This window comes from Streptomyces sp. NPDC045968 (genome assembly GCF_056430475.1).
Genome location: NZ_JBWKLF010000005.1, coordinates 318,945 through 342,438, shown reverse-complemented (window position 1 = coordinate 342,438; position 23,494 = coordinate 318,945). Strand labels below are relative to the sequence as shown.

Below are 23,494 nucleotides of genomic sequence, written 5' to 3'. Positions count from 1 at the left end.
CGACATGATTGCTGCGCCGCGCAGCGATTTGGAGCGTGATCAAGGTGACGGATGCACGTCGGGCCCAGTTGTACGAGGAGCTGTCGAAGGAATCACGCCGCCACCTGGCGGCGTACGTGCTGTTCAACCAGGCCGTGGCCGACCACCTCGGGCTGCACCCGACCGACGTGCAGTTCCTGAGCCTTCTGACGGCCGAACCCGGACCACGCACCGTGAAGCAGATCGCCGACATGACAGGCCTGACCACGGGCTCGGCCACACGGCTGGTGGACCGGCTGGAACGAGAGGGCTACGTTCGCCGCGCGCCCGACCAGCAGGACCGCCGCCGCGTACTGGTCACCCCCGTGGCCGACCGCGTCGCCCGCGTCACTGGCGTGTGGGACGACCTCGGCCAGGCATGGCAATCGCTCCTCGACACCCATACCGACGACGAACTCGAAGTGATCACACGGCACATGCGGGGCGCCTCCGACCTCAGCCACACCCAGATGCAACACCTGCGGTCCCTGCCGAAGCCGGACTGAGCCGCCCGGACACCAGCCGACTGAGCCGTCGCGGACCCGGGGCCACACCCCACTCGGCGTCAAGCAGCGCAGGACTTCCGCCAGTTGAGCCGCCGACCTCGGGCAGGGCGCACCGAAGGGCCAGGTGTGTCCACCGATCGCGAGATGGCCGGAGCGTTTGACGCAGGCCGTATGCCAGTAGTCAAAAGGACCTTGTACGTTCTATGACATAGAGCATAAGTTACTTCCTGGTAGTTCTCAGGTCCGGTCCTTCGGCCCCCATGCCAGGAAGGCACACCGCCATGTCCGACGGCCCTCGCGGTGCTGATGCTTCCACGTGCCCGGTCAACGGGGTGGCGAGTACGTGAGCCCGCGGAAGAGCGACAGCCGCGAGCGCATGGTGCTCAGCATCGCCGCCCTCCTGCGGGAGTACGGGGCCGGCGCGACCAGCATCGACCGCGTGCTGGCGCACAGCGGCGAGCAGAGCGTCGAACCGCTGGAAGCGACCGCCGCCGAAATCCATGAACTGCTGGTGCACGCCTTGCGTGACCGGCCCAATACGGGTCACCGGCCGTTGCCGTTACCTTGCCCGCTTGACCTGTCCATCTTGAGGGAGCCGCCATGCCTACGCTCGACCGCCAGGACAACATCTTCGTCCTCGACCTCGGAGACGGCGAGAACCGCTTCCACCCCGACTGGCTCGCCTCCGTCGGCGCCGCGCTGGACGAGGTGGAGAAAGCCGAAGGGCCACGGGCGCTGGTGACGGCCGCGACGGGGAAGTTCTTCTCCAACGGCCTCGATCTGGACTGGCTGTTCGCCCACGCCGACCAGCACCAGGACTTCATCGGATCGGTGCAGGAGCTCTTGGCCCGGATGCTGTCCCTGCCCATGGTCACGGTGGCCGCGCTGCAGGGGCACACCTTCGCCGCGGGCGCGATGTTCTCCCTGGCCCACGACTTCCGCGTGATGCGCGCGGACCGGGGCTTCTGGTGCCTGCCCGAGGCCGACATCAACATCCCCTTCACACCGGGCATGTCGGCCCTGATCCAAGGGCGGCTCGCGCCGCAGACCGCACACGAAGCCATGACCACCGCCCGCCGCTACGGCGGCCACGAAGCCGCGGCGGCCGCCATCGTCGACCACGCGGTGGCCGAGGACGCCGTCCGCTCCACCGCGATCGAGATCGCGAGCGCGCAGGTGGGCAAGGCCGGCGACACCCTCGCCACCATCAAATCCCGCATGTACGCACCCGCTCTCGCGGCGCTGCGCGACAAGGGCAGCTCCCTGGGCTGACGCACGCCGACTCGGCACGGCCTGGTGCGGAGACCGTCGATGGTTGTCATGTCGGATCACCTGAGCCGTCCAGGGAGCAAGGAGAAGTCAGTGCAGTTGCGAAACGTCCAGCTCGATGACGTCGATGTATACGTCAGAATGCGGTGCGATCCCGCCATGATGGCCGGCCTCGGCGGACCACTGCCACGCGAAGGTATAGAGGACAAAGTCCGACGCGACGTCCACAGGACAGCGGCAGATCACGACTGGACCAGGATGATCATCCCTGACCCCGCCGCACCTGAAGTCGTGGCGGGAACGGTGACCATGTGGTCTCACGACGCCGAGGACGGGCCCATATCGGAGATCGGATGGATGGTCCTGCCGGAATTCCAGGGACGCGGACTGGCCAAACTGGCGGTCCGCACCCTGCTCGAACAGGCACGGGACGAGGGCCGCTGGGGGCTCGTGCACGCATTTCCGGCAACGAGCAACGGCCCTTCGAACGGCATCTGCCGATCTCTCGGCTTCCAGTTCATCGACGAACGCACTGTGACATTCGCGGACCGGGTTCTCCAAGCCAACCACTGGGCCATCAACACCAGCACTTCCCTCACACGAAGGTGATGTCCAGTCACCTGGCTGCCAGGTGAGGCGCATAGCCCCTACGAACCGCCCCGTTGGGACCACTCCCAGCGGGGCATTTCGTCCTCGTTCGTCGGCATCCTCAGTGCCGCACCCGTCGGCATTCTTCGGAGGCGGACGTGAACGAGAGGGCCTTCAAGAGGAGTCGGTTCAGCGAGACAGGTGCGCGAGCAGGCGGTCCAGCGGCCGTGGTACTTGGGTGAGGTCCAGGTCATCGATGAGCGATCGCGCGTACTGGCTCTTCCGGCCGCTGATGGTGCCCATGAAGCGCCGCAACTGCTGCTCGACGCTCCGTTCCCGCTGGGCGGGCTGTTTCTGGAAGATACGGAATGCCCGCAGGTCGCCCTGGGCGTCCACGACCTGCTGCACGGAGGCGGCACCGCGAGAGCGGATCAGCTCCTCTTCCAGGTCGGCTACGCACACGTAGAAACCGAGCGGCTCCATGTCGGCGCGAGCGAGGTCACAGCCGAGACCCTCTCGTTCCAGGGCGCGGGAGAAGTGGCCCTCCTCACCGGCGTCACACAGGCCCGCCAGCCCGATGTCGAGCCCCTGCGGGCCGAGCAGATTCAGGAATCTGCCGATACTGGTCGCGCCTCCGAGCGGGATGACGGCGATGCCCTCCGCCTCAAGGTCGCGGCCGTGTCGCGCAGCCAGCGCTTCGAGCGCGACCTGGTCGCTGACCCCTTCCACGAGTACGGCCGTGTGCAAGGCGGTGCCGGCGGCCAGTTCGCGTGCGGCCGCGGCGGCTGCCGGAGCCCCCGGGCCGCCGGCCGCCCACTCGATGACCGCCAGACGGAACCGCCTTGTCGCATCCATGGGCCCCAGTCTCTCAGCCGCGGGCGGGCAGGCTGTAACGAGTATTTCGCGCGGCACGTCGCAGAGCTCGTGCCGTCGCAACGGGCTGATCCCGCATCAAGTCCCAACGTTTCCGGTGGAGTTCCCGCTGCGCTCGACCACCCCCCTACGACAAGCGCGGATACGTCTTCCTCGGTACCGTCAGCGCTGCCGCACTCCTCATCCGGCTGCGCTCCTGATGCGGTCCCGTACCTCGGGGCGTCGCTGGAAGCCGGCTGACTCGTAGGTGGCGACGGCGCCTGCGTTGGAGCTCGGGGTGCAGACGATCGCGCTCGATGAACCCAGTTCCTGGAGTGCGGCGGCCGCGGCGACGTTGATCGCCTCGCCGTAGCCGCGACGGCGATGTTGCCGGTGTACGCCCATCGGTTCGAGCAACCCGGGCCTTCCCGCACCGGCCGACCACACCGTCACCGCCGCCACCGCGTCGCCCTGGTCGTCGTACGCGACCAGACCCCGGGCTTCGGCGTACGGCAATCCGGCCGCCATCGCGTGCCAGTGCCTGTCCGTGAACCTCGACCCGTCGAACGCCGCCCGATGTACGGCGGCAAACACGTGCGCCTGCTCCGGCCCGACCACCTGGATCCTCAGGCCCGGGTCGTTCACCGGCTCCGTGAGGTCGCGGCGCAGCGGCGTCCACGGCTCGTCGGTGTTCCAGCCGTCCTCGGACAGCAGGTCCTGGACCAGTGCGTTCATCGGCGCCTCGATGTTCGCCTTCCCTTCGGGCAGCACACCGCGCTCCGGCCGGGTCACGTCCACGGTCAACTGCTGCGCCAGCTCCTCGTCCCGCTGAGCGTCTGGTGCGATCGTCAGCCGCAACAGCCCGGGACCGTCCAGCAGCCCGACGGCGAGAATCCGTCCGTCCCGGCTCCACGTCCTGACCGCCGCGGCGGTCGCTTGCGCACCTGACCGCCAGAACCAGCCCAGGTCCCCCGGATGCAGTTGCATCGGCGCCCCCTCGTACTGCCACTCCCGCAGCACGCCCACAGCCTCGCTCAGCCCGTCGATCCCCGGCCTGCCCAACACAATCGCCATGTCCCCGATCACACACCATCGCCCCGGCAGCCCGCACCCGGTTTCCTACGGCCGGCGTGCTGCCGGTCGCCTGCGGTGAGTACGCCCCGGCCCGGAGGCTCACCGCGGCGGCGAGGCGGTGGCGTCCGCTGGTCGCGCGCGAAGTCGTGCCCGGGTCATCGCAGCAAGGCGTCCAGGCCCGCGGCCAGTTCCTCGGGGCCGCCCCGCTCGGCGATGCCGACGGCCGTCGCTCGCAGGCGGGGCAGTTCCTGCGCGGGCATCCTGTGCAGGCCCAGCCGGAAGGCGGGGTCGGGCTCGTCCGGCTGGTCGTCCATCGCCCGCAGGTCCACCAGCAGGAAGCCCAGCAGCCAGGCGGTGAAGGTCCGGTGGACGCGCACCGCGTCGGCGTCGTCGAAACCGGCGTCGTGGAGCAGCGCCAGGACGCGTTCGTCGCTTCGCAGCACGGACAGGGGCCGGCGGGCCATCGGTGTGGACAGCAGGCGCGTCGCCAGGAGCGGTACCACCTGGGGGTGGCGGTGGGCCACGCCGAGGGTGGTCTGCGCGATGTGGTGAAGGTGCCCGCGCCAGTCCGGGGCGGGTGACTTCGCGGGCTGTCGCGCCGGCGCGGGAGCCCGTTCCAGATCCCGTTCCAGTTCGAGGCAGAACTCCTCGACGAGCCCGTCGAGCAGCGCGTCCTTGCTGGGTGCGTAGCGGTAGAGGGCCATCGCCTCCACGCCCAGTTCCGCGCCGAGCTTTCGCATGCTGAGGCCGGACAGGCCGTCGCGGTCGACCACGTCCAGGGCGGAAGCCAGTACGCGTTCTCGGCTGAGCCTGCCGTAGCGCCCTTTGTCGCCGGCCCGTCGCCCTGGACCCTGTTCGGCGTTCCTCACCATGTCCAGTTCCTCACCATGTCCGCCTCCGATTGACATAGGGGAAGAATAGTCCCAAAATCGTACATATACGACGTAAACATACAGCGTCAGCGTACGACGTCAGCGACTCAGGAGCGTTCGATCATGACGCACAGTGAGCTGGAATCCGGAGATCTCCTCCAGATGGAGCAGCACCTGGCGCGGATATCGGACGGGAACGTCATACGGATCAGCGATGAGGGCCCCACCTTCGAGCACCCCTACCAGGCCCGCGCGGTCCGGCGGACGACTTTCGTCCCGGTGCTTCCGAGGCGGGACCGGGCGGCGCTGTGGGCGATCGCCGTGGGCTGGGTGGTGTCCTTCCTGTGGTTCTGGTCGTGGTGGTTGCAGCCGGAGCACCGGGCAGGCTGGGCCGGGCTCATCGTCAACAGCCTTCTCCTGCTGTACCTCACCGGAATCCCCTGCTACTTCTTCGTCACCGCCCTGCGGTTGCGCCGGGTCGATCCCACGCTGCCCATCCGGTCGATGGCGGTCGCCTTCGTGGTGACCCGTGCGCCCTCCGAGCCGTGGCCCACCGTCCGCCGCACCCTGGAGGCGATGCTGGCCCAGGACTATCCGCACGCCTACGACGTCTGGCTGTGCGACGAGGACCCCACCGAAGCGGTCGAGCAGTGGTGCCGCGAGCACCGCGTCCATATGTCGTGCCGACGCGGCGTCGTTCCGTACCACCGGGCGGGCTGGCCCCGGCGCACTCGGTGCAAGGAAGGCAACCTCGCCTACTTCTACGATCACTGGGGTTACCGGCGCTATGCCGTGGTCGCCCAGCTGGACTGCGACCACGTGCCCGCCCCGACGTATCTCGCCGAGATGGTCCGCCCGTTCGACGACCCCGCGATCGGTTACGTCGCGGCGCCCAGCATGTGCGATGCCACCGACGCCGCGTCCTGGTCGGCGCGTGGACGGCTGCACCGCGAGGCGATCTGGCACGGTGCCGTGCAACTGGGCCACAGCGACGGGCTCGCTCCGATGTGCATCGGCTCCCACTACGCGGTGCGCACCCGGGCGCTGCGGGACATCGGCGGTCTGGGTCCCGAACTCGCCGAGGACTTCTCCACCACGTTCCTGCTCAACTCGGCAGGCTGGCACGGTGCCTTCGCCATCGATGCCGAGGCGCACGGAGACGGACCGCTGACCTTCGCCGACATGGCCACGCAGGAGTACCAGTGGTCGCGGAGCCTCACCACGATGCTGCTGGGCCTGCTGCCGCGTCACCTGCGGCGGCTGCCGGTGATGCTGCGTCTGCGCTTCGGATACGCGCTCGCGTACTACCCGCTCCTGGGGCTGATGATCGTGTCGGGGCTGATCCTTCCGCCGGTGGCGGTGATCACAGGGCTGCCGTGGATGAACGTCAACTACTTCGACTTCCTGGTGCACTTCTGGTCGATGCCCGTGTGGCTTCTCCTGACGCTCGGTCTGCTACGGCGCCGGCAGCTGATGCGCCCGCGCACCGCTCCCCTGATGAGCTGGGAGACCTGGCTGTTCGCGGTCACCCGATGGCCCTTCGTCGTCTGGGGCCTGCTGGGCGCGGTGCACCAGAAGCTGTGGCACACACCGGTGACCTTCAAGGTCACCCCCAAGGACACGGGCGGGCCCCGGCCTCTGCTCGCCCGGCTGACCGCACCATTCGCGGGACTCGCCGTGATGCTGTCCTCGGTCGCCCTGTACGGGGAGCTGACCGGTCCGGCGGCCGGATACGTCTTCCTCTGTCTCATCGGGGCGACGGCCTACGCGACGGTGGCGCTCGCCGTGCCCGTACTTCACGTGCGGGAGGCGGCCAGGGCGTCGGGGACGCGCTTCGTCTCCGCGCTGCGGACCGCGCGGCTGTCCCTGGCCCTCGGCCTTCTGTCGTCGCTGCCCGTCGCCGCGGCGATCCTCTTCTATCCGGCCTACGCGGCCGCTGTTCTGGGCTGGTGAATGTGGTGACCACGAACGCACACGCGCACGCGCGCAAAGGAACCGGGCACATGAGCTCGCCCTCGACGATCCTCGTCACCGGCGGGGCCGGCTTCATCGGCTCGCACGCCTGCGTCGAGCTTCTCGACCACGGCTACGAACTGATCGTGATCGACAACTACTCCAACAGCAATCCGCAGGTCTTCGCCCGCGTGGAGCGGATCGCCGGCCGATTCGTCGGCTCCGTGTACGAGCTGGACATCCGTGATCGACACTCCCTTTCGGCAGTCTTCGACCGCCACTCCGTGGACGCCGTCGTACACTTCGCCGCTCTGAAGGCCGTCGGTGAGTCGACACGGATGCCCATCGACTACTACGACGTCAACGTCGGTGGGACGACCTCTCTGCTGCGGGCGATGCACGAACACGGAGTGCACCGGCTGGTGTTCTCCTCGTCCTGTTCGGTGTACGGCGACGCCGGGCGCGGACCGCTCTCCGAGACGGCCCCCGCCCGGCCGACCAACCCGTACGCCGCCTCGAAGTGGGCGTGCGAACAGGTCCTCGCCGACGTGTGCCGGCGTGTCCCTGAGTTCACCGTCCTGTCCCTGCGGTACTTCAACCCGGTCGGCGCCCATCCCAGCGGGCTGGTCGGGGAGGACCCCTCCGGGACTCCGGACAATCTCATGCCCTACCTGGCACAGGTGGCCGTCGGCCGACGCGAGCGCCTCCCCGTGTTCGGAGACGACTACCCGACCCCCGACGGAACCGCCGTCCGCGACTACCTGCACGTCATGGACACGGTGGAAGCGCACCGCATCGCCCTGGACCATCTCGAGGAGGGCGCCGGGATGCGGGTGTACAACCTCGGGGTCGGCCGGGGCCGCTCGGTCCTCGAAGTCGTCGCCGCCTTCCGTGAGGCGAGCGGCAGGCCCATCCCGTACGACGTAGTGCCGCGCCGCCCCGGAGACGTGACCGAACTCGTCGCCGACGCGGCCTCCGTGGCGCGTGCCTGGGGGTGGCGGCCCACCCGGGACCTGGCCGCCATGTGCCGGGACGCGTGGCGGTTCCAGCAGCTCAATCCCTGTGGCTATGCCGGCTCCACCCGGCTGGGAATCCGTGAAGGAGTGACGTCATGCGAATGACAGTGATCGGAACAGGATACGTGGGGACGGTGCACGCCGCATGCATGGCCGACATCGGCCACGAGGTCCTCGGCATCGACATCGACGCCGAACGGATCGCGTCCCTGGCAGCGGGCCGCGCCCCCATCCACGAGCCCGGCCTGGACGAACTCCTCGCCCGTACCGTCGCGTCGGGCAGGCTGCGCTTCTCCACGTCCCTCGCCGAGGGCGCGGCCTTCGCGCGGACGCACTTCGTGTGCGTCGGCACTCCGCAGCGCCCCGACAGCGAGGCTGCCGACCTGCGTCATGTGGACGCCGTGGTGGACGAGCTGGCGCGGCATCTGCGGCCGGGAAGTCTGGTCGTGGGCAAGTCCACCGTGCCGGTCGGCACGGCCGCGGCACTCGGCAGGCGGATCGCGGCGCGCACCCGGGACTGCGAAGTGGCCTGGAACCCCGAGTTCCTGCGTGAGGGCTCCGCGGTGCAGGACACCATGCGACCCGAACGGATCGTGGTGGGCGTGTCCTCACCGCACGCGGAATCGGCCCTGCGGGCGCTGTACGCGCCGCTGGTACGGGCGGGCGCGGAGTTCTTCAGCACGGACACGGCCACGGCCGAGCTGGTCAAGGTGGCGGCGAACTCCTTCCTCGCGACGAAGATCTCCTTCATCAACGCGATGGCCGAGGTGTGTGACGCGGCCGGCGCCGACGTGACGGTGCTGGCCCGCGCGGTCGGCGCCGACTCCCGGATCGGCCACCGCTTCCTGGAGCCGGGGCTCGGCTTCGGCGGGAGTTGCTTCCCCAAGGACATTCGCGCGTTCGCGGCCCGTGCCGAGGAGATCGGCGCCGGTGAGGCGGTGGCGTTCCTGCACGAGGTCGACCGCACGAACCTCCGCCAGCGGCGGCGCACGGTCACTCGGGCGCGGCAGCTTGTCGGCGGGTCCTTCGCCGGCCGCCGGGTCGCCGTCCTGGGCGCCTCGTTCAAGCCGGGCAGTGACGACGTGCGCGACTCGCCCGCGCTGGCCGTCGCCACCGCCGTGCGTCAGCAGGGGGCCGCCGTGCGCGTACACGACCCACAGGCCCTGGACAACGCGCGCACGGCCGTCCCCGACCTGACGTACGCCCTGGACATCCCCAAGGCGTGCGAGGACGCGGATGTGGTCCTGCACCTCACGCCGTGGGCGGAGTACCGGCAGATCGACCCCGTGGCCCTGGCCCCGGTGGTTCGCACCCCGGTGCTCCTGGACGCACGCAACAGTCTCGACGCACAACCCTGGCGCGCGGCCGGCTGGTCGATGCACGCGCTGGGACGCCCGATGGGAGGCACGTCATGAAGGTCCTCGTCACAGGCGGTGGCGGTTTTCTGGGATCCCATCTGTGCGAGGCGCTGCTGCGCAGAGGCGACACGGTGTGGTGCCTGGACAACTTCTGCACGGGCGAACCGCGGAACGTCGCCCATCTGCGCGCGAACCCGCGCTTCCGGCTCCTGCGCGGTGACGTCACGGCGGCGTTCGAGATCCCGGTTCCTGTGCACGCCGTCGCCCACCTCGCCAGTCCCGCTTCTCCCCCGGACTACCACCGGCTGCCGCTGGAAACCCTCTCGGCCGGCGGCCGGGGCACGGAGAACGCCCTGCGCGTGGCCCTGCGGAGCGGCGCCCGGTTCGTCCTGGCCTCGACCAGCGAGGTGTACGGCGACCCCGAGACCCACCCGCAGCCCGAGGACTACTGGGGCAACGTCAACCCGGTCGGCCCGCGCAGCGTCTACGACGAGGCCAAGCGGTACGCGGAGGCCATGTCCATGGCGTACCGGCGCAGCCTGGGCGTCGACGTGGGCATCATACGGATCTTCAACACCTACGGGCCCCGGATGCGTCCGCACGACGGCCGCGTGGTGTCGACGTTCCTGCGCCAGGCGCTGGCAGGCGGGCCGCTGAGCGTCTACGGCGACGGAAGCCAGACCCGGAGCTTCTGTTACGTCGACGATCTCGTACGCGGCATCGTGGCCATGATCGACCGGCGCGGTCTGAGCGGCCCGGTCAATCTGGGCAATCCGGCCGAGCACACCGTGCGGGAGCTCGCGGACCTCGTCCTCGGCATCACCGGATCGCGGTCACGGATCGAGTACGCCCCGCTGCCCATCGACGACCCGGGCCGCCGCCGACCCGTCATCGCCCGGGCCCGCCGGGAGCTCGGCTGGGTTCCCCGGGTGCCGGTGGACGACGGCCTGCGGCGTACCGCCGCGTGGTTCACCGACCGCTCGCGTCCGTCACCGGAGAATGGGCCGATGCAGCCCGTCCGGGGGCCCGACCCCGGACATCCTGAGCCCGTGGAGGCTTGATCCCCATGCGTCGGACAGCCGCGATGACCACTCTGACCGCCGCGATCCTCCTGGTCGCCGGCAGCGGTTGCGCCGGCACACCCCACTACGCGCCGTCGTCCGCCACGTACTACGTCAGCCCCGGCGGGAGCGACCGGAACTCCGGTACGTCGCCGGGCGAGGCGTGGCGGTCCCTCGCCCGCGCCGAACGCACGGCCCTCGAAGCCGGCGACAAGCTGCTGCTGGAGGGCGGCGCCCGGTTCGCCGGAACGCTCACCGTGGGTGAGGGAGAGGCGGGCGACGCGGACCGGCCCGTGGCCATCGGGTCGTACGGCACGGGGCGGGCGACGGTCGCCGCGACGGACAGCCCCGGCATCTCCGTCCACAACACCGCGGGCGTCGAGATCCGGGAACTGAAGGTGACCGGGAAGAAGGGCTCGTATCTCCACGAGGGCGGCATCAACGTGTACAGCGACCTGCCTGGTGGCAAGAGGCTGGACCATGTCGCGATCTCGGGTGTCGAGGTCTCCGGGTTCCGCGCGGGCATCGCGATCGGGGGCGCGGACGGCGGGGGCGGATTCGAGAACGTGACCGTCAGCCGGTCCCGCCTGCACGGCAACAAGGACGTGGGTCTGCTCACCTACGGCCCCGACTTCGACGCCGGTCACCCGTCCTACGCCCACCGCGGCGTCCGCATCGAGGAGGTCGAGGCACACCACAACACCGGAGACCCCGAATCGACCAGGACCCACTCCGGCAACGGCATCGTCCTGGGTGGCGTACGCGACGCGACGGTCCGCGACTCCAGCGCCCACGACAACGGGACCCGCGCCTCCACCGAGGCGCCGGCCGGACCGGTGGGCATCTGGGCGTACGACGCGACGGAAGTCCTGCTGGAGCACAACACCTCGTACCGCAACCACACCGGTTCCCACGTCGACGGCGCCGGCTTCGGCCTCGACTCGAACGTCTCGGGCTCCACGGTCCAGTACAACCTGGCGTTCCACAACGACGGTCCGGGCTACTACGCCTACGCGAACAAGAAGAACGGCGCGCACCGGGACAACACCATCCGCTACAACATCGCCACCGACAACGGGCGCAAGCTGCCCGTCAACGGCGCTCTGGCCGTCCACGGCGAGGACATCCGTGGCCTGGACATCTATCAGAACACCTTGGTCATGCCGGACGCGCCCACCGGTCAGGGACCCGCGATGCGGCTGCGGGAAGGGCTGTTGGACGTCACCGTGCGCAACAACATCCTCGTGACGGACGGAGCCCCACTGATCACCGCCGAGAAGGGCCTCGCGCCGCGCAACGTCGTGCTGCAGGGCAACGCGTACGCAACGGCCTCCGGCTCCTGGAGCATCGACTGGGCGGGCCGCTCCTACCCGGACCTGGGCTCCTGGCGCACGGCGACCGGGCAGGAGCGCGCGGGCGGAAAGCCTTCCGGCCTGAACACCGGCCCCTGCTTCGCCGGCGGCGAGCTGCCGCGTATCCGCTCCGCCGCCGACGCGCCCCTGGTCATCCCCGACTGCCCCGCCCTGGCGGGCATGGGCCTCGATCTGCGCGCGCTCTTCGGCACCGACCCGGGCGCCGTCGACTACTTCGGCAAGGCCGTCGGCACGCCGCCTCCGGTCGGAGCGGCGGTCCCCTCGGTGAAGAACTGAGCTCGCGGGCACGCCCCCGCGCCGAGAAGGTGCACGCCGCCCTGGCAGTACCTACGATCAGAGGGGAGGCGCATGCCAGTGACGCGGACACGGAGACTGATGACCGTCTACCTCGTCCTCGTCGTGGGCCTCACGAGCGCCTACTTGACCCTGCCCCGAGCGCTCACCCCGCTGTGGGCGATGATCGGTCTTCTCAGCGTGACCGCCGTGCTCGTGGGTGTCGGTGTCAACCGGCCCGCGCACCGCTGGCCTTGGTGGGTGCTCGCCGCGGCGCTGCTCGCGTTCGCCGCGGGCGACACGTATTACAACGTCCTCGAGGGGTACTTCTCGGCGGCCAATCCGTTCCCCTCACCCGCGGACGCGTGTTACCTGGCGACGTATCCGCTCTTCACGATCGGGCTTCTGGGCCTGGTGCGGAACCGCGTGACGGGCCGTGACCTGCCGGGGCTCCTGGACGCCCTGATCTTCACCGCCGGACTCGCTCTGCCCGTCTGGGTGTTCCTGGTACAGCCGCTCACTCAGGTCGCCGACCTGACGTGGGTGCAGCGTGCCATCAGCATCGCCTACCCGCTCGGTGACGTCCTGGTGCTGGCGCTGCTGGTCCGACTGCTCACGCTCGGGTCCGCAGCGAGCCGCAACCGGGCCGTGCAGCTCCTCGTCCTCGGCACTCTGACGCTGCTCTGCTTCGACGTCGCGTACGGGATACTGCAGCTCAACGGAACGTGGCAGGCGGGCTCCGGGCTGGACAGCGGCTGGATCGTCTTCTACACGGCCTGGGGGCTGGCCGCCCTGCATCCTTCGATGACCGAGCTGACCGCTCGTGACGTCCAGCCCCAGTCGATGCTCCCGCAGCCCCGCCGGCTCGTGCTGCTGTCCGGCGCCGTCCTGATCCCGCCCGCCATCCTGTTCTACGAGGGGCTGAGCGGCAACGCCCAGGACGCGCCCGTCATCGCCGTCTTCTCCGGGGTCCTGATCCTGCTGGTGATCCTGCGTCTGACCGGCATGGTCGTGGCGCACCGCAAGGCGGTGGCCCGTGAAGTGGCTCTGCGTACGGCCGCCGCCTCACTGGTGGCGGCCATGAGACCGCAGGACATCGCCCGGGCCTGCGACTGCGCGGTGGCGACACTCTTCGGACCTGCCGTGCCGCACGCGAGCATGCTCCTCTCGGCCCCGGGCGCCGAGGACCCGGGGACGGAGGCCGAGCCGCCGTCCCCGGGAGCCGGGCCCTGGCGCAATGCCCGTACGGGCGAAGCCCTTCCCGGACCGCAGGCCCCTCTCTTCAACCACCGGGCCCATCTGACTCCGGCCGACCGGCTGGGGCCGGTCATCGCCGCCCGGCTGGGGCATCTCGACAGCGTTCTGGTCTGTCCGGTGACGGAGCCCGACCGGCCGGCGGGGGCCGAACCGCCGGGCGTCCTGCTGGCCGCGGGGCCCGAGAGGCAGTTGAGCGAGATGCGCAGCTCCCTGGAGATCCTGGCCTCGCACGCGGGACTGGCGATGCAACGGCTCATACTCCGCCAGGAGATCATCCGGCGCGAGAGCGAGGCGTACTTCCGCACGCTGGTGCACAATGCCGCGGACGTCATTCTCATCGTCGGCTCCGACGACATCGTCCGCTACGCGAGCCCTTCGGCGCGCCATGTGTTCGGCGGCGTACGGCTCGTCGGCGCATCGCTGCCGGCACTGGTGGACGAACGGGACCGGCGCAGAGCGGGCCGGGCACTGACCGCGATGCGGAACGGGGACCGGGGCGAGGCCCAAGACCTGTGGTGCATACAGAACGGCACCCGCGAGATCGAGGTCCAGGTGCGCTTCCGCGACCTGCGGCACGACCGCACCGTCCGCGGGCTCGTCGTCACGCTGAGAGATGTCACCGAACAGCGGCAGCTGGAACACGAGCTCACCCAGCGGGCGTTCCACGATTCGCTGACGGGCCTGCCCAACCGGACGCTGCTGCTGGAGCGGATCGAGCGGGCGCTCCTGCGCGGCCACCGCCAGTCGACCGTCACCGGCGTTCTGTTCATCGACCTCGACGACTTCAAGATCGTCAACGACAGCATGGGGCACATCGTCGGCGACCAGCTCCTGGCCGCCGTGGGCGGCCGGCTCTCGCAGACCCTGCGCCGTACCGACACGGCGGCGCGTCTGGGCGGCGACGAGTTCGCCGTACTGATGGAGGACGCGAAGGGACCCGTCGATGCCGAGCTCCTGGCAGCGCAGGTCGTGCAGACTCTGAGCCGCCCCTTCCGACTGCCCGACGGTTCGGTCAGCGTCTCCGCCAGTGTGGGTGTGGCGACGACCATGGACAGCGCCGACAGCGGGGAACTGCTCAGCCATGCCGACCTGGCCCTGTACGCCGCCAAGGTCGCCGGCAAACGCCAGTGGCGCCGATTCCAGGCCCGCCTCCGGGACCGCATGATGGAGCGCCACGACCTGCGGGCGAGCCTGGACGCGGCGCTCAGCCGGGAGGAGTTCGCGCTGTGCTACCAGCCCGTGGTGGACATCGCCGAGGGTGAGGTCGTGGGGTTCGAGGCGCTGGCCCGCTGGCCGCATGCCGGGCGCGGCCCCGTGCCGCCGCAGCAGTTCATCGCCATCGCCGAGGAGACCGGACACATCATGCCGCTGGGAGCATGGGTCCTGGGGAACGCCACCACGGACATCGTGTCCCTGCAACGGGCCACGCCGGCCAAGCCGCCGTACGTCAGCGTCAACGTGTCGGCCCGGCAGTTCCGGGACACGGACTTCCTGGACGAGGTGTGCAAGGTCCTCGCCACTCCCGGCCTCGCTCCGGGGTCGCTGCAGCTGGAGCTCACCGAGACGGTCCTCATGCGCCGGGACAGCCAGATCGAGGGGGTGATGCGGGCGCTCAAGGATCTGGACGTACGCATCGCCGTCGACGACTTCGGCACCGGGTTCTCCTCGCTGCGCTACCTCCGGGAGTTCCCCATCGACGTGTTGAAAATCGACAAGTCGTTCATCGACGACATCACCACGGACGCTCAGCAGGTCGCCCTTGTCGAGGGAATCGTCAATATCGCCGACACGCTCGGCCTTCAGGTCATCGCCGAAGGCATCGAGGGCGCGGGACAGCGCGATCTCCTCGCCCGCATGGGCTGCCGGTTCGGTCAGGGCTTCTTCTACGCCCGTCCGATGACGGTCGAACAGGGCGATTCCCTCCTGCGCCATCCCGAAGACCACTGGCGTCCGCGGCCCAACGGGCACCGGCGCAAGAGCGCGGGGTCCGCGCGAAACGGGCGGACCGTCGCCGAGAGGGAGAACTGATGCCGGAAACAACCGTCGGGGGCGTGGAGGTACGGCGCGCTGCGCGCTGGGGTGATCTCGAACATCTGAGGCGGACGAGCCCGATGACGGACGCGGTGCTCGACGAGGTGCGGGGCAGACACATCCGCTGCGGAGACCACTGGCTGATCGATTTCGCCTCCTGCAACTATCTGGGCTTCGACTGCGACCCCGACATCGTCGCCGCGATCGAGCCGGCCGTACGGCGCTGGGGGACTCACCCGAGCTGGTCGCGGCTGCTCGGCAGCCCGCGGATCTACCCCGAGATCGAGGAGCGGCTCACCACGCTGCTGGAAGCCCCGGACACGCTGCTGCTCCCCACGGCCACCCTGATCCACGCCTCCGTGATCCCGGTCCTGGCGGACGCGGGGCATGTGTTCGTCGAGGCCACGGCGCACCGGACGGTGTACGACGGATGTGTGGGCGCGCGGGGGCAGGGCGCCACTCTGCAGCGGTTCCGCGGCGACCGCCCCGAGCAGCTCGACCTTCTGCTGCGGGCCGTGCCGCCACGATCAGCGCGTCTGGTCTGCCTGGACGGCGTGAACAGCATGAGCGGCAACATCCCCTGCCTGCGTGAACTGGCCGCGGTCTGCCGGCGCCACGGCGCCACCCTCTACATCGACGACACCCATGGTTTCGGCGTCATCGGCGAACGGCGGCCGGGCGAGCTGTGCCCGTACGGATCACGGGGCAACAGCGTGGTCCGGCACACGGGCGAGTCGTACGACGACATCGTGCTGGTCGGTGGCTTCTCCAAGGCCTACTCGTCGCTGCTGGCCTTTCTCGCCCTGCCCACCTCGCTCAAGAACCTGCTCAAGGTCGCGGCCGCCCCGTACCTGTACTCCGGGCCCTCGCCGACCGCGTCCCTGGCCACCACCCTTGCCGGTCTTGAGGTCAACGACCTCCGCGGCGACGCCATCCGCGCCGACGTCCACCGCAAGACGGCCACGGTGCTCGGTCATGTCCGCGGCCTGGGCCTGGACACGCCCAACACGGACGGGCTGCCGATCGTGGAGATCCCGATCGCCGACCCCGCGGACCTGGACGCCGTCGCCGGTTTCCTCTGGGAGAGCGGCATCTACGTGACGCTGGCCGCCTATCCCCTCGTACCACGCGACCGTGTCGGCTTCCGCGTCCAGATCACGGCGCTGAACTCCGACGACGACATCGCACGGCTGTGCGGCGCGCTGACGCAGCTCAGTGAGCGCTTCGCCCTGCAGCGGCGGGAAGGCTGAGGCCGGCATGAGCAGGCCACCTACGCGCAACGACGACGTGGACTGGGACAGCTGGCCCGTCCAGGACTACCTCGCGGAGAACTACCGCGAACTCCACCCCTCCGATGCCGCCGTCATCGCACACCACAGCGCTTTCTACCGGCGTGCCGCGTCGGACGGTGCCGCCCGCTCGGTCGAGTTCGGTGCAGGGCCCAACCTCTATCCGCTCATGCTGGCCGCCGCCGCGAGCCGGCGTGTCGACGCGGTCGAGGCGAGTGCCGCGGGCGTCGCCTACCTGGCCCGGCAGCTCGAGCGGGGCGCCGATGCCAGCTGGGAGCCCTTCTACTCGCTGTGCCGGGAGCTGAACCCGCGGTTGCCGCCGACGCTGGCCGAAGCGCTCTCGGTGGTGCGCGTGGTCCATGCCGACGTACGGAACCTGACACCCGGTACCTATGACATCGCGTCGATGAACTTCGTCGCGGAGGGAGTCACCGAGGACTTCACGGAACTCAGGGAGTTCTGCGGGCGCTTCGTACGCTCCGTGCGGCCCGGCGGACGTCTTGTGGCCGCCTTCATGGAGAACATGCCCACGTACCGTATCGGCCCGGCATCGCGGTGGCCGGGCTGTCCGGTGAACCCCGCGATCGTCACCGAGGTCTTCGCGCCCCTGACGGATCAGCTCACCGTCACCCGCATCGACGCGGACCCCAGCCTGCCGGACTACGGCGACTCCGGGATGGTCCTCCTGACCGCGCTCAGGCCCCCGCGGCCGGTGTGACCCCGGCCCGCTGGAGGGCGAACGCCGTCTCCACCAGAGCGATGTGGCTGAAGGCCTGCGGGGCGTTTCCCAGTTGGCGACGCTCCCGCGGGTCCCACTGCTCCGCGAGCAGACCGACGTCGTTGCGGACGCCCAGGACCCGTTCGAACGTCTCGCGTGCCTGTTCCAGGTGGCCGGTTGCGGCCAGGGCCTCGGCGTACCAGAGCGAGCACGCCACGAACGTGCCTTCCGAACCGGTCATCCCGTCCACGCTGTGCACGCCGCTCCCATTCGGTGCGTAGCGCCTCACGAAGCCCTGGTCGTCGAGGCCGCGCATCGCCTCGACGGTGCCCCGTACCCGTTCGTCGCCCGGCGGAAGGAAACCGAGTCTGGGGATCAGCAGCGCTGACGCGTCGAGGGACGAGGACCCGTAGGACTGCACGAACGAGCCCTGCTCCTGGTCCCATCCCTCGCGGCACACCTCCTCGTGCACGGCGTCGCGCATGGCCCGCCAGCGTCCCGAGGATCCGTTTCTGCCGAGGAGAGCCCCCATGCGCAGGGCACGGTCGGCGGCGACCCACGACATGACCTTGGAATGGACGAAGTGCCGCCGCGGGCCCCGGACCTCCCACAGCCCCCGGTCGGGGTCACGCCAGTGCTCCTGGAGATGGCGCATCAGCGCGTTCACCAGGCTCCACATGTGACGCTGCATGGGTATGCCCGCGCGGAGCGACCGGTAGAGCGTGTCGAGCACTTCCCCGTACACATCGAGCTGGAGCTGCCCGACGGCGGCGTTCCCGAACCGCACAGGCCGCGCGCCCTCGTATCCGGGCAGCCAGGGCGCTTCCGTCTCCGGCAGCCTGCGTTGTCCTTCGAGGCCGTACACCGTCTGCAGGTCCGCGGGTTCGCCCGCGATGGTGCGCAGCAGCCAGGCCAGCCAGGCGGTCGCCTCTTCGCGGTAGCCGCTGCGCAGGAGGCAGGACAGGGTGAGGGTCGAGTCGCGCAGCCAGCAGAACCGGTAGTCCCAGTTGCGTTCCCCTCCGATGCACTCGGGGAGGGAGGTGGTCGGCGCGGCGACGATGCCGCCCGTGGGCGCGTACGTGAGTGCTTTCAGCGTGATCAGTGAACGCACCACCGCCTCGCGCCAGGGCCCCTGATAGCGGCACTTGGCCGTCCAGGCGCGCCAGAAGTCGCCGGTCTCCTTCAAGGCGGTCTCCGCCGGCACGAACAGTTCGGCGGGCGGGTCGCCGAGGTGCGAGGGGGCCCAGGCCAGCATCAGGGTCAGGCGCCGCCCAGCCGGGACGGCGAACTCGACGACCGTGGAGCCGTCCCTGTCCTCGAACCGCACCGGGCCGTCGGCGCTGTGCCACAGGGCATCAGGCCCGGCGACGGCGACCGTACAAGCGCCTGAGGCCCGCACCCAGGGCACCACCCGCCCCTGATGGAAGCGTGGTCTCAGTTCACTGCGCATGGTGACGCGGCCGGCCATGCCTTCCACCGTGCGCACGATGCAGGGCGATGTGCCGCGTGGGGGCATGAAATCGGTGACGCGTACCACTCCGGTGCCGGTCTCCCACCAGGAGTCCTGGATCAGCGTGTCCTCGCGGTACTCCCTGTGGGAGCACTGCTGTCCTCCCACAGGCGCGATCCGCCAGAAGCCGTTGTTCCCCGTACCGAGCAACGCCGCGAAGCAGGCCGGCGAGTCGAAGCGCGGGAAGCACAGCCAGTCGATCGACCCGTCGTCGCCGAGCATGCCTGCGGTCTCAAGGTCGCTGATGAGGGCGTAATTCTCGATTGGATTGCTCATGATCGGAATACGCCGTCGTACACAAAGCCGCTACCTCCAGGCTACGCCGCATCCCCCGGCTGTGCGGTGCCCCGCGTCTCCCTGTGGGCCGACGCCGCTCAGGGGTGCATGCGCGCGCCCTTGAGGACCTTGTCCACCGCGTTGCGCGGCCCGTACACGGCCATGCCGACCAGATCGAGATGGTCCGTGGAGACGGCCCGGACAGCCGCCCGGTTGTCCCGGTCGTTGCCCGTGCTGAACAGGTCCGACGTGAACAGGGCCCTCGGCAGCGAGCGGGACAGCGCACGGGCGTGGGCGGCGGTCAGGGTCTCCTTCCTCCCCTCGAAGATCAGCACCGGCTGGCGGAACATCGGCAGGTACGCGGTGCCGTCGGCGTCCGCGTAGGGCTCGCCGATCACCTCCGGGGCCACTGTGCCGAATCCGCTGACCAGGAACGCGGTCACGTTCAGTCGCTGCCAGGGCTGAAGGTCGTCGCGCAGCAGGACAGCGATCTTCGTGTCGAATCGGACGGGCACGTTCACGTTCTCTTCCTCGGTTCTCATGCTCTGAGACTCCGGGATGACCGCCCCCTCCGTCTTGTACGTTCTTTGCATGGTGCCCCGGCCTGAGATCTCCGCCTGGCGCCCGCCGGTCGCGGGTGTCGTGGAGGTCTTCCACGCCCACTTCACCGAGCACGCGTATCCCATGCACGTCCACGACGCGTGGACCCTGCTGATCGTCGACGACGGCGAGGTCCGCTACGACCTGGAACGCCACGAGCGCGCCACCCCGGACGACACGGTGAGCCTGCTCCCGCCGCAGGTCCCGCACAACGGCTCACCCGCCTCCCCTCACGGCTTCCGCAAGCGCGTGCTCTACCTCGACATGACGCACCTGGACGAGAGCTTCATCGCGCCGGCCGTGGACGGCCCGGACCTCACCGATCCCCTCATCCGCAGACGCGTCGGACAGTTGCACACGGCCCTCGCGGAACGGGGCGACGAGTTCGAGGCGGAGAGCCGTCTGGCCCTCATCGGCGAACGGCTGCGCGAGCACCTGCGCCCCAGGCTCCGCGGCAGGGCGTGGCCCGACCACGGAGTCGCCCGGACCCTGCGTGAGCTCCTCGACGAGCGACTGCTCGAAGGCATCACGCTGAGCGAGGCCGCGCGCCTGGTCCACGCACACCCCACGCATCTCGTACGCGCCTTCAGCGGCGCTTTCGGGATCGCTCCGCACCAGTACGTGATGTCCCGCCGCGTCGACCTGGCCCGCCGTCTGCTCCTCGACGGGCAGCCACCGGGCGAGGTGGCGACGGCCGCCGGGTTCTACGACCAGTCGCACCTCACCCGGCACTTCAAGCGGGTGATCGGCACCACGCCGGGCCGGTACGCCCGTACCGGCCCGGCATAGCGCCGGCCACCCGGAGAAACGCTCACGCACCGGTCTTCTCGGCCGCCGGAACCGCCGAGGCGCCGGAGGCGATGCCGAAGGCGGGATCGGGCACGGCTTCGGGGCTGATGAGGACGGAGGAGCGGCCGTCGACACCGACCGGGATGTCGCCGTCGATGGTGACGCGGCGGAGCTTGCGCTCGTGCGCGTCGGAGTCGTCCACGCCGTAGTGCTGGGTGGCGCGGTTGTCCCAGATGGCGACGTCGCCGGTCTGCCACTGCCAGCGCACGGTGTTCTCGGGGCGCTCGATGTGCGCCTGGAACAGGTCGAGCAGGGCACGGGAGTCGCGGCCGGTCAGTTTGCTGATGCGCTGGACGAAGTTGCCGAGGAGCAGGGTGCGTTCGCCGGTCTCGGGGTGGACGCGCACCACCGGGTGCTCAGTGAGGAACTTCGTCGAGGTGAACACCTTCTGGTACTGGGCGAGTGCCTCCGGCCGCGCCTCGGGACGCAGCGCCACGTAGTCGTAGTCGTTGGAGTGGACCGCGCGCAGGCTGTCGGCGAGTACACGCAGCGGCTCCGGGAGTCCGGCATACGCCGCCGCGGTGTTCGCCCACAGGGTGTCGCCGCCGTACGGCGGGATGACGACGGCGCGCAGGATCGAGAAGGCCGGGTAGGCGGGCACGAAGGTGACGTCGGTGTGCCACTGGTTGGCCCGGCCGCCGTGGTCGGAGTCGATGCCGAGCGAGTAGCGGCCGTCGGCGGACGGGACGGTGGGGTGGGCGACCGGTGCGCCGAGCAGACGGCCGAAGGCCTCGTGGCTGTCCTCGTCCAGGTGGTCCTGGCCGCGGAAGAAGACGACCTTGTTCGCCAGTAGGGCGGCCCGGACGGCTGCGACGGTCCCCGGGTCGAGGTCGCCGCCGAGGCGCACGCCGGAGATGACGGCGCCGATGCGGCCGCCGACCTTATGGACGGTGACGGTGGAGGCGGGTGCGGTGGCTGTCGATGTCGACACGACGGGTCCTTTCGGAGGTCAGACTCGTTGGCGTTGATTAATCTTGGAGAGGAAGTAATGAGGCCGAGCGGGTGCCAGGCGCAAAAGCGTGAGGTGCGGGGCGCCGCGGACACGTAGGAGAAGGGGCTGCCGGTGGGTACGGGGCCGTGGGCCGGACGGAACGTCAGGCGGCGGTACAGCGGACCGGACACGCCGGTGGCGTTGCGGGGCGGCCGGCGCGGGCGGGCCGCGCATCGGTGAGGGCCGTCGCGAACATGTCCCGGAGACTCGCAGCGCTCCGTGGCGTACGTCAAGCACGCGACCACTCCCCCGGCGCTGCCCAGCAGTGCTTCAATCGGCGCCTGCGCAACGTCCGCACCCCGGGCGCAGATGCCTCCTCAAACTGCCTCTGACCAGTGGTTTTACCGCCGCTCCTGGGCAGGGTGAGCACCCTGCCCTGGAGTCGTGCCTGAGCCTCTGCTTGATTTCATGCCGCCGTAATGTTGCGACCGCCGCGTGTCGCAGGACCGAAGGAACACTTCATGCCAGGTGCCCCGCAGATCTCCCGGACGACCGGTGACGGCCGGCGCGAGGCCAACGCCGCGACGGTGCTGCGCGCCGTGCTCGATCACGGGCCCGTCGCCCGCAGGTCGATCGCGCAACTGTCCGGTCTGAGCCCGGCCGCCGTGTCACGTCAGTGCACCGACCTCGTGCGCCTGGGCCTGGTGCGGGAGTTGCCCGAGCTGGTGGAGAGCACCGGCGTGGGCAGACCCCAGATCCCGGTCGACCTGCACACCGGGGACAGCGGGGACACCGGAGGTCCGGTGGCAGGCGGCGTCCACATCGGCGTGCCCGGATCGACGTTCGGCCTGCTCGACCTGCGTGGCCGGCTGCTGGCCCGCCGTGCGCTCCCGCACGAGGGCATCGCCCCCGACGAGTTGTCGCGGCATATCGTCCAGGGACTGCGCACTTTTCTGGCCGACGCCGGTCGGGGCCGCCGTCTGCTGGGGGTGGGCGCGGCACTCGGCGGCTGGGTGGACCCCGGTACGGGCGTGGCTGTGCGCCACGACGCACTGGGCTGGCACCATCGGCCGCTCGCCTCCGAACTCGCCCGTGGACTGGGCGGACTTGAGGTGCGGATCGACAACCACGCCCGGGCCATCGCGCAGTCCGAGATCCTCTTCGGCAGACCCGCCGCGCGCCGCAGCCTGGTCCATCTCTTCGTCGGCAACGTGGTCGACGCCGCGCTGGGCATCGCCGGGGTGGTCCACCAGGGGCCGGGGTCCGGTGCGGGGGACGTGGCACATCTGCCCGTTCCCGACTCCACGGTCCCCTGCCCCTGCGGGCGGTCCGGCTGCCTGGAGGCGACCGCCTCCAACACGGCCGTCGGGCTGACCGCCCTCCGGCGCGGGATCGTGCCGGAGCCCGATGTGTTCCTGGTGGTGGACGCGGCGGCGGCCGGGGACCGTCGTGCAGACCGGCTCCTGCGGGAGCGGGCCCGCGCGGTGGGCCGGGCGGCAGCCCTGCTGCTCGACGTCCTCAATCCCGATCTGGTCGTGGTCACCGAGTACTCCAGCCTGGTCAACCCGGAGTACCTGGACGAGATCCGGGGCGCCGCGGTCGATCTGTCACACGTCTGCGGAGACCCCGACCGGATCGTCAGTCCACATGCCGGAACGGCTGCGTTGCCCGTTGCCGCCGGCACGATTGCACTGAACCCGCTGTTCAGGAGCCCTTTGGCGACCTTCGACCGGTAGTCGCGGGGCACGGGCGAGCCGATGCTTCGTACCAGCATCCGGGCAGTCCGGGTTGACCGCCCGACGAAGCCGCTGTCATATTGC

Annotated in this window: 19 protein-coding genes; 13 read left to right on the top strand and 6 right to left on the bottom strand. The window is 70.0% G+C overall.

Annotated features, from left to right (window positions below; all coding sequences use genetic code 11):
- Positions 1-35: 35 nt before the first annotated feature.
- The 3 genes from AC07FA_RS17255 (at position 36) to AC07FA_RS17245 (ending at position 2,402) form a co-directional block, all read left to right on the top strand.
- Positions 36-524, top strand: coding sequence for a MarR family winged helix-turn-helix transcriptional regulator (locus AC07FA_RS17255; RefSeq protein WP_479076599.1), 489 nt, complete (start codon positions 36-38; stop codon positions 522-524).
- 600 nt (positions 525-1,124) lie between these two features.
- Positions 1,125-1,796 (top strand): enoyl-CoA hydratase-related protein, encoded by a 672-nt coding sequence (locus tag AC07FA_RS17250; protein ID WP_479076348.1) that lies wholly within the window; start codon positions 1,125-1,127, stop codon positions 1,794-1,796.
- Positions 1,797-1,886: 90 nt separating this feature from the next.
- Entirely contained in the window at positions 1,887-2,402 is a 516-nt protein-coding gene (locus tag AC07FA_RS17245) for a GNAT family N-acetyltransferase (RefSeq protein ID WP_479076347.1), read from the top strand.
- 168 nt (positions 2,403-2,570) lie between these two features.
- Here the strand turns inward: AC07FA_RS17245 and AC07FA_RS17240 are convergent, their stop codons facing one another.
- The 3 genes from AC07FA_RS17240 to AC07FA_RS17230 form a co-directional block, all read right to left on the bottom strand.
- Entirely contained in the window at positions 2,571-3,236 is a 666-nt protein-coding gene (locus AC07FA_RS17240) for a TOPRIM nucleotidyl transferase/hydrolase domain-containing protein (protein ID WP_479076346.1), read from the bottom strand.
- Between the two features lie 198 nt (positions 3,237-3,434).
- A complete protein-coding gene (locus AC07FA_RS17235; protein ID WP_479076345.1) occupies positions 3,435-4,307 on the bottom strand; it encodes a GNAT family N-acetyltransferase in 873 nt (290 codons plus the stop codon).
- A gap of 155 nt (positions 4,308-4,462) precedes the next feature.
- On the bottom strand, positions 4,463-5,179 hold the full coding sequence (locus AC07FA_RS17230; protein WP_479076343.1) for a TetR/AcrR family transcriptional regulator: 717 nt from the start codon (positions 5,177-5,179) through the stop codon (positions 4,463-4,465).
- A gap of 123 nt (positions 5,180-5,302) precedes the next feature.
- On the opposite strand from AC07FA_RS17230, the gene AC07FA_RS17225 reads away from it, so the two are divergent.
- The 8 genes from AC07FA_RS17225 (at position 5,303) to AC07FA_RS17190 (ending at position 17,508) form a co-directional block, all read left to right on the top strand.
- Positions 5,303-7,132 (top strand): glycosyltransferase, encoded by a 1,830-nt coding sequence (locus AC07FA_RS17225; protein ID WP_479076342.1) that lies wholly within the window; start codon positions 5,303-5,305, stop codon positions 7,130-7,132.
- 50 nt (positions 7,133-7,182) lie between these two features.
- Positions 7,183-8,253: a UDP-glucose 4-epimerase GalE gene (gene galE / locus AC07FA_RS17220; protein WP_479076340.1), complete on the top strand. Its 1,071-nt coding sequence runs from the start codon at positions 7,183-7,185 to the stop codon at positions 8,251-8,253.
- A complete protein-coding gene (locus AC07FA_RS17215) occupies positions 8,244-9,563 on the top strand; it encodes a UDP-glucose dehydrogenase family protein (protein ID WP_479076339.1) in 1,320 nt (439 codons plus the stop codon). Before galE ends, AC07FA_RS17215 begins: the two co-directional genes overlap by 10 nt.
- A complete protein-coding gene (locus AC07FA_RS17210) occupies positions 9,560-10,567 on the top strand; it encodes a UDP-glucuronic acid decarboxylase family protein (protein WP_479076338.1) in 1,008 nt (335 codons plus the stop codon). The genes AC07FA_RS17215 and AC07FA_RS17210 overlap by 4 nt, the downstream gene beginning before the upstream one ends.
- 23 nt (positions 10,568-10,590) lie before the next feature.
- Complete coding sequence (locus tag AC07FA_RS17205; RefSeq protein ID WP_479076337.1) at positions 10,591-12,216, top strand: right-handed parallel beta-helix repeat-containing protein; 1,626 nt, start codon at positions 10,591-10,593, stop codon at positions 12,214-12,216.
- Between the two features lie 99 nt (positions 12,217-12,315).
- Positions 12,316-15,498, top strand: a complete 3,183-nt coding sequence (locus AC07FA_RS17200; RefSeq protein ID WP_479076336.1) for a putative bifunctional diguanylate cyclase/phosphodiesterase — start codon at positions 12,316-12,318, stop codon at positions 15,496-15,498.
- The gene (locus AC07FA_RS17195) at positions 15,498-16,751 is read left to right on the top strand and encodes an aminotransferase class I/II-fold pyridoxal phosphate-dependent enzyme (RefSeq protein ID WP_479076335.1); all 1,254 of its coding nucleotides are present in this window, start codon (positions 15,498-15,500) and stop codon (positions 16,749-16,751) included. The genes AC07FA_RS17200 and AC07FA_RS17195 overlap by 1 nt, the downstream gene beginning before the upstream one ends.
- 7 nt (positions 16,752-16,758) lie before the next feature.
- Positions 16,759-17,508 (top strand): class I SAM-dependent methyltransferase, encoded by a 750-nt coding sequence (locus AC07FA_RS17190; RefSeq protein ID WP_479076334.1) that lies wholly within the window; start codon positions 16,759-16,761, stop codon positions 17,506-17,508.
- On the opposite strand, the gene AC07FA_RS17185 is transcribed toward AC07FA_RS17190, so the two are convergent.
- Together AC07FA_RS17185 and AC07FA_RS17180 are read right to left on the bottom strand one after the other, a co-directional pair.
- Positions 17,486-19,294, bottom strand: coding sequence for a glycoside hydrolase family 15 protein (locus AC07FA_RS17185; protein ID WP_479076332.1), 1,809 nt, complete (start codon positions 19,292-19,294; stop codon positions 17,486-17,488). The genes AC07FA_RS17190 and AC07FA_RS17185 overlap by 23 nt on opposite strands.
- Positions 19,295-19,392: 98 nt before the next feature.
- Entirely contained in the window at positions 19,393-19,836 is a 444-nt protein-coding gene (locus AC07FA_RS17180) for a DUF2000 family protein (protein WP_479076330.1), read from the bottom strand.
- 49 nt (positions 19,837-19,885) lie between these two features.
- Here AC07FA_RS17180 and AC07FA_RS17175 point away from each other — a divergent pair, with 49 nt between their 5' ends.
- Entirely contained in the window at positions 19,886-20,683 is a 798-nt protein-coding gene (locus AC07FA_RS17175) for a helix-turn-helix transcriptional regulator (protein ID WP_479076329.1), read from the top strand.
- Between the two features lie 22 nt (positions 20,684-20,705).
- Here AC07FA_RS17175 and AC07FA_RS17170 read toward each other — a convergent pair whose 3' ends face one another.
- On the bottom strand, positions 20,706-21,674 hold the full coding sequence (locus AC07FA_RS17170) for a TauD/TfdA dioxygenase family protein (RefSeq protein ID WP_479076327.1): 969 nt from the start codon (positions 21,672-21,674) through the stop codon (positions 20,706-20,708).
- Positions 21,675-22,195: 521 nt separating this feature from the next.
- Between AC07FA_RS17170 and AC07FA_RS17165 the strand changes: the two genes are divergently transcribed.
- A complete protein-coding gene (locus tag AC07FA_RS17165; protein WP_479076325.1) occupies positions 22,196-23,410 on the top strand; it encodes an ROK family protein in 1,215 nt (404 codons plus the stop codon).
- Positions 23,411-23,494: the final 84 nt, after the last annotated feature.

Excerpts from the sequence above, each read along its gene's own strand:
- AC07FA_RS17250 (WP_479076348.1), top strand. The coding sequence starts at position 1,125 with ATGCCTACGCTCGACCGCCAGGACAACATCTTCGTCCTCGACCTCGGA.
- AC07FA_RS17240 (WP_479076346.1), bottom strand. The coding sequence starts at position 3,236 with ATGGATGCGACAAGGCGGTTCCGTCTGGCGGTCATCGAGTGGGCGGCC.
- AC07FA_RS17235 (WP_479076345.1), bottom strand. The coding sequence starts at position 4,307 with ATGGCGATTGTGTTGGGCAGGCCGGGGATCGACGGGCTGAGCGAGGCT.
- AC07FA_RS17230 (WP_479076343.1), bottom strand. The coding sequence starts at position 5,179 with ATGGTGAGGAACGCCGAACAGGGTCCAGGGCGACGGGCCGGCGACAAA.
- AC07FA_RS17225 (WP_479076342.1), top strand. The coding sequence starts at position 5,303 with ATGACGCACAGTGAGCTGGAATCCGGAGATCTCCTCCAGATGGAGCAG.
- galE (WP_479076340.1), top strand. The coding sequence starts at position 7,183 with ATGAGCTCGCCCTCGACGATCCTCGTCACCGGCGGGGCCGGCTTCATC.
- AC07FA_RS17215 (WP_479076339.1), top strand. The coding sequence starts at position 8,244 with ATGCGAATGACAGTGATCGGAACAGGATACGTGGGGACGGTGCACGCC.
- AC07FA_RS17210 (WP_479076338.1), top strand. The coding sequence starts at position 9,560 with ATGAAGGTCCTCGTCACAGGCGGTGGCGGTTTTCTGGGATCCCATCTG.
- AC07FA_RS17205 (WP_479076337.1), top strand. The coding sequence starts at position 10,591 with ATGACCACTCTGACCGCCGCGATCCTCCTGGTCGCCGGCAGCGGTTGC.
- AC07FA_RS17200 (WP_479076336.1), top strand. The coding sequence starts at position 12,316 with ATGACCGTCTACCTCGTCCTCGTCGTGGGCCTCACGAGCGCCTACTTG.
- AC07FA_RS17195 (WP_479076335.1), top strand. The coding sequence starts at position 15,498 with ATGCCGGAAACAACCGTCGGGGGCGTGGAGGTACGGCGCGCTGCGCGC.
- AC07FA_RS17190 (WP_479076334.1), top strand. The coding sequence starts at position 16,759 with ATGAGCAGGCCACCTACGCGCAACGACGACGTGGACTGGGACAGCTGG.
- AC07FA_RS17185 (WP_479076332.1), bottom strand. The coding sequence starts at position 19,294 with ATGAGCAATCCAATCGAGAATTACGCCCTCATCAGCGACCTTGAGACC.
- AC07FA_RS17180 (WP_479076330.1), bottom strand. The coding sequence starts at position 19,836 with ATGAGAACCGAGGAAGAGAACGTGAACGTGCCCGTCCGATTCGACACG.
- AC07FA_RS17175 (WP_479076329.1), top strand. The coding sequence starts at position 19,886 with ATGGTGCCCCGGCCTGAGATCTCCGCCTGGCGCCCGCCGGTCGCGGGT.
- AC07FA_RS17165 (WP_479076325.1), top strand. The coding sequence starts at position 22,196 with ATGCCAGGTGCCCCGCAGATCTCCCGGACGACCGGTGACGGCCGGCGC.